The sequence below is a fragment of the Sphingomonas sp. 28-62-20 genome (genome assembly GCF_002281505.1).
Window position 1 is genome coordinate 1 of record NZ_NCGH01000050.1, and the last position, 5,303, is coordinate 5,303.

The following is a 5,303-nucleotide window of genomic DNA, read 5'->3' on the forward strand; positions in this document are numbered from 1 at the left end:
ATACGCCTCCCGCGTGTCGTAATACTGGTTCGGCATGTAGGCTGCCATGATGCCCGGTGATGGCGCGTTCATGAAGCCTTCTTCGGCACCCGAACCCGCGAGCGCCGCCTGAAGATTGGCGATGTCGGCCCGCAGCGCATCCGTCTCGAGATAGGATACCGGACCGACACAGGCCGGCGTCTTAATCTCGAGCTTCATCCGCTTCGCGAATTCGGGGAAGTCCATGATGTCCGAGATGGCGAGCATCTGGTCGCTGCCGGTAAGACCGGTCATGCGCTGACGGGCGTAAGTCGAATAGGCATATTTGCTCATTTCGCCGTCATCGATCACGGTGATGCCCATGTCGCGCTGACGCTGGACGGCCCATTTGACCGCGTCGGAGACCTCCGCCGGCATCGTGGCGGCCTCCTCCTCGCTGAGGACGCCCATCTCCTGCTTGAGCAGCTTCTCCTCCAGAGCTTTCGGACGAGGGAGACTGCCGACATGGGTGGTCAGGATGAAATCGGTGCTGGTCTTCATGATGATCTCCGAACTGCTGAACTGGGCTGAGGTCAGAAGTGGCGCGTGAGGCTGACGCCAAAGCGCCGCGGCTCACCGATGCTAAGGCTGCCATAAGTGACGTCGCGCTCGACCAGCGGGTTGTTCTGGGTGACGTAGAATTTGTCGGTCAGGTTGCGCAGATAGGCTGCCACCCGCCAGTTACCGTCCGAAGACTCCAGGCTCGCCATGAGGTTGACGAGACCATAGGTCGGCTGCGCGACCGTCTCCTTGTTGGTGAAATCGAAATAGACCTTGGTCTGCCAGGAATAGGACGCTGACAGCGTTGCATTCCAGTCGCTGCCGATGGCGGTGCTATAATCCGCGCCGGCGCTGAACTGCCAGTCCGGCGCACGAACCAGGCGGTTACCGGAATAGTCCTGCACGCCGCGCTCGGGATAAACGGGATCGGCGCTGAGCAGACGCCCGTAGCGGCCGTGGAGCCAGTTCCCCGAGAAGCTGAGCCGCAGTGTGTTGGTGACCCGTGCGTCCAGCTCCAGCTCGGCGCCCTTGACGGCCGCGGTGTCCGCATTGACGACCCGCCCGATGATATCGCCGCTCGAGACCGAGGCCTGGGACTGCTGCAGCCCCTTGTAGCGCATGTAGAAGCCAGTCAGCGCCCCGGTCAGTCGACCGTCGAACAGGCTGCCCTTGATGCCGGCTTCGTAGTTCCAGGCCGTTTCCGGATCGAACTGGTTGATCGGCGCCGAATAGGTGACATAGCCGCCCGATTTGAAGCCCTTCGAGACCGTCGCGTAGACCGTGAGGTCTTTCGATAGCGTGAAATCGATCGTGAAGCGCGGCGTGACGTCATCCCAGGTCGTGTTGGCCTGATTCTGCACGATGGAGCCGAACACGTTCAAGGTGGCATCATATTTCTTGCGATCATGCGTGTAGCGCGCGCCGGCGCTGACCCGAAGGTTCGGCAGAAGTTTCAGGCGCAGCTGGGCATAGCCGGAAATCGACTCAAGTCGCTGATTGGCGCGATAGTCGATGGCGTCCACCGGAATGCTGTCGAATGGAATGCCGAACTGGTTGGCGCCCTTGAGATGATTGCTGACATACAGCCCGCCCGCGATGAGTTCGAGCCGGTCGCTGATGTCGGAGACGACGGTCAGCTCCTGCGAGAACTGGTCGATGTCGAATCCCGGAAGCGTTGCCTTGGGATTCCACACGAAGAGCGGCAGCGACGAGCCATCCGGATCCCAGCGCGAGAAATTTTCGAGCTTCAGATAGCCGGTGAGAGAAGTGATCGATGTGCTTGGCGAGACTGCCCACTTCAGGCGAAGCGAGGGCTGGTAGCGGCGCAGATTAAAGGATCCGCTCTCGTCCATCGCGACGGTCTTGTCGGACCAGCTGAACGGGATCGCGCCGAAGGCTTCGGTGAGCGACGGCTTGTCGGATCGGATCCGGATATTGTCGGCCAGCGTGAAGGTCGTGGATCGGTCCCTCACGACATCGAGGATCGCTAGCGCTTCGAAATCGTCAGTCGGCCTGGCCAGGACAGTCGCCCGGAACTGGAGCTTGTCGGTTTGTCCTAGCCTCGTATCGAGGAGCGTGTTGCGCAACCAGCCATTGTCGCGATCCGAACGGATTGCGAGACGCGCCATCACCTTGTCGCCGGCGATCGGGCCGCTCAGATAGCCCTCTACCGCGAGACGCTCATAGTTGCCGATCGTTGCGGTCAACGCGCCTTCGAAATTCGGTGTCGGCTCGTTGGAGTAGACATTGACCGCACCGGCAATGGCATTACGCCCCGCAATGGTGCCCTGCGGGCCGCGCAGCACCTCGACGCGCGAGACGTCGAACAGGTCGAGGTTCATGCTGTTCTGGCTCGTATTGACGATACCGTCCTGCGAGACCGCGACCGCCGGCTCGGCAGCCAATTGATAGAGCTGCGCGCCGATGCCGCGGATCGACACGAATTGCGTGGCGCCGGCCTTGAAGCCGGCCTGCATGCTGGGCGAAATGCGCTGAATATCCTCGATGCTGGTGATCTGCTTCTGCTGCAGTGTCGCCGGTGCATAAGCGGAAATCGCCATGGGAATGTCGCGGACGGTCGAGGAGCGCTTCTCGGCCGTGACGACAATCTCTCCGACATCCTCAGCCGCAGAATCGTCGGCTGGCGAGACAGATTGCGCCACGGCAGGAGCAGAAGTCCCCGCTACCGCGATCACGGAAAGCGCAGATCGAGCGAGCAGGCACCGGAGATGGCGTGAAGGATAGAACAAAATTCCAAAATCCTTTCGAACAGGCGCAGCAGCACGCACCCCGGGCTGCCGACGTGATTGGGCGACAGCCGGGAAGCCGACTGCGTTGCGGTGAAATTGGGCGGAACGATCGTACAGTTTGCGGTGACCGCGCTAGGATCGAGCGCTCCGGTTCACCGATCCGATCGCACCAGCTTACGGGTCAGCTGCGGCGCCCGGCGGCCCGAAGCGCTGTCGAAAATCTTCCAGATCGAAGGCTATATCGTCGAGGCGCAGGAATTCCTCAGCGGGCATGCCGGGATGCTCTTTCCCATACCATTCGGCGTAGCGCGGCAGATCGGGTGCAAAACCCTTATAGTGGGTCGAATAAGCCCGAAGGTACAAGGTCGGCATGGCCGCAGCGAGATCGAACCGCAACAGCCGCAGCCACCCGTCGCCGATGCCGTCGATCACTCTCGCGGAAGAGCCGGTATCCTTGAGCGACTGCTTGCGGCCCTGATAATTGACCAGGAATTGGTAAACCTTGTGCCCGTGCTGGTTGAGGTCGATCCGGTGTCTCACGCCGTGGAAATGGCCATTGAGGGTCATCAGGATCTGGTCATGCCGCGAGATGAAGCGCTCCCACAGCCGCGCCGGACCAAAACGTCGGCTGTCCCGCAGCGTCATGTCCAAATAGACGATGGACGCGCGCTCGCCTTCTTCATTGAGAAACTCGTGGATGGAGACGATCGTCGGAAGGCCGGGGTAAGCATTGATGACGCCGTCAGCCCAGGCAAGCGTCTCCTCATTCGGGCACATTTCCAGGCCCAGATGAAGGAAGCGATAGCCGCCCGCGCTGAAGATCTGCGCCGAGCTGCATCCCTCGTCATGGAATGACACGTACCAGGCCTTTCCATCGAAGAACGGCGATGAGGCGCCGAATATGTTCTTCCAGTTCGCGAGCCCCGAGACCTGAAGGCCGCCAATCCCTTCGACCTTGTTGCCCTTGATACCTCCGCCAATTTCCGCCGGAAACTCGTGGTCCGTCCACAGATGATCATAATCGTGATTTCCCGGGATCACGCAGAACGGCAAACGATCGGCGATGATGTTCCAGGCAGCGCGAGCGGCGGGCATCTCGATCGAGAGCAACTGTTCAGGCGATGCAGGGAGCAAATCCTCGATCACCGGATTGCCGATCGCCCTCATGCCTCGGTCGAGACTGAGCTGGTCGGGCTCCGCAATGCTCGGATGCTGCCAATTGTCGCCAAGACCTGACACGAAGGCGATCTCGCCGCCCGCGCTCCGGGCATTGCGCGCAATATAGGCCATCATATCGTACAGCATCTCGCGCGTGTCGAAGGGGAAGCCGCCTTCGCGCTGGTTGCGATGACTCACATAATTTTGCGTGTCGGACACGACCGCGATGGAGAAGGGCGCGCCGGCGGCATCGGAAAGCATCTCATCAAATCCTCGGGCTGACAGCCACGCGGCCATCGAGTCGTTAACGGAACGACCGTGCAGTTACGATTCAATCGCGGCATTTTTGTTACGAGAAGCAATCGCAGCCTCACCGAGCTTAAAATTCGGCGAAAAACTTTACGAGACCCGCGCAAGCCCCTATCTCGACATCAATCGTGAGCGAGTGCCGATCGGGAACGATCGTACATTGACAGAAGCAGGAGTGGTAGTTGGGTTCCGCGGCACCGGTCAATTCACCCGAGCAGACGACACGCCTTCGCGAGGCGGCTCTGGATTATGCTTGCCAGGAAGGTCTGGCTGTTGAGTTGCACTGAGAAGTGACCCGGGAGGGTTATAAGTTTTCACTGAGAATTGACCCATGTTTTCCTCGCCCCTGGCTGACAGTCAGGAGGCATCGTGATCGACATGGACCTACTCAGTGTGATCCGCCGCTGGCATTTTCGGCAAGGCATCCCCATTCGCGAGATCCGGCGGCGGACTGGATTATCGCGCAACACGATCCGCAAATATCTGCGCGATGACGCGGTGGAGCCGACGTTCAAGGTTCCCAAACGGCCGAGCAAGCTTGATCAGTTTGCAGAAAAACTGACGACGTGGCTGCGGGTGGAATCTGGCAAGTCGCGCAAACAGAAGCGAACAGCCAAGCAGCTACATGCAGATCTGGTTAAGCTGGGCTACGAGGGATCATACAGCCGTGTTGCCGCCTTCGCCCGCTCGTGGAAGACCGAACGCCAATATGAAAAGCAAACCAGTGGGCGCGGCACATTCGTACCGCTGATCTTCCAGCCCGGTGAGGCCTTTCAGTTCGATTGGAGTGAAGATTACGCCCTTCTGAATGGCCGGCCTACCAAGCTGCAGGTGGCCCATACCAAGCTCTCCCACAGTCGGGCGTTCATCACGCGAGCCTATCTGCTGCAAACGCACGAGATGTTGTTCGACGCACTGACGCAGGCCTTCCGGGTGCTGGGCGGCGTGCCTCAGCGTGGAATATTCGACAATATGAAGACGGCTGTAGACCGGATCGGCCAGGGCAAAGTCCGACAGGTCAATGCGCGGTTCGCTGCCATGGCCAGCCACTACCTGTTCGAAACGGAT

2 protein-coding genes and 2 pseudogenes are annotated in these 5,303 nt (G+C 60.1%); 1 reads left to right on the plus strand and 3 read right to left on the minus strand.

What is annotated here, in order from left to right:
- From B7Y43_RS19685 to B7Y43_RS19695, 3 genes and pseudogenes are all read right to left on the minus strand, one after another.
- A pseudogene (locus B7Y43_RS19685) lies at window positions 1–519 on the minus strand (epoxyalkane--coenzyme M transferase); the annotation flags it as partial.
- 32 nt (window positions 520–551) lie between these two features.
- The gene (locus tag B7Y43_RS19690) at window positions 552–2,714 is read right to left on the minus strand and encodes a TonB-dependent receptor (RefSeq protein WP_374133364.1); all 2,163 of its coding nucleotides are present in this window, start codon (window positions 2,712–2,714) and stop codon (window positions 552–554) included.
- A 228-nt stretch (window positions 2,715–2,942) separates the two neighbouring features.
- Entirely contained in the window at window positions 2,943–4,187 is a 1,245-nt protein-coding gene (locus B7Y43_RS19695; RefSeq protein WP_374133365.1) for a serine/threonine protein phosphatase, read from the minus strand.
- A gap of 426 nt (window positions 4,188–4,613) precedes the next feature.
- On the opposite strand from B7Y43_RS19695, the pseudogene istA reads away from it, so the two are divergent.
- Window positions 4,614–5,303, plus strand: a pseudogene (gene istA, locus B7Y43_RS19700) (IS21-like element ISRsp3 family transposase); the annotation flags it as partial.

Coding starts and splice junctions, on each gene's coding strand:
- B7Y43_RS19695 (WP_374133365.1), bottom strand. CDS start 4,187: ATGCTTTCCGATGCCGCCGGCGCGCCCTTCTCCATCGCGGTCGTGTCC.